The 425-nt window shown below is 55.1% G+C and carries 1 protein-coding gene; it reads right to left on the bottom strand.

The window, feature by feature from the left end; all coding sequences use genetic code 11:
* On the bottom strand, positions 1–425 hold a 425-nt coding region (locus ACTHSP_RS22115), incomplete at both ends, for a polysaccharide biosynthesis tyrosine autokinase (RefSeq protein ID WP_440347025.1).

Here is a 425-nt window from a genome sequence, read left to right as displayed (position 1 = left end):
TAGCTGTTGTTGGCTTCGCGCTTCATGCCGTTGAGGACGACACCTTTGATGTTGATGTGGTTTTGTTTGAGGCGTTCAACGCTGGCCTCAAGCTCTCGTGCACGCGTATGTGCATAACGGCTGATCATCAGGACGGTGCCTGCATGTTGGCCGATGATGACGGCGTCGGTCACGGCCAATACGGGCGGCGTGTCCAAGATGACGTAGTCGTAGCGTTGGCTAGCGTTGGCAAGCAACTCGTTGAAACGGTTGTCCATCAAAAGCTCAGACGGATTGCTAGGATAGCTGCCGCTGCTGATGAGGTGGAGGTTTTCAATGCCGGTTTCTTGTACGGCTTTAGCCGGAGCTGCTTTGCCGTTGAGGATGTCAGACAAGCCGAACTCGGGGGTAAGGCCGAAGAGTCGGTCAAGGTAGCCTTTGCGCAT

It is taken from the genome of Neisseria sp. P0001.S005, assembly GCF_051963715.1.
The sequence above is the reverse complement of the archived record's forward strand: the minus strand, read 5'-3'. Positions and strand labels throughout refer to the sequence as shown.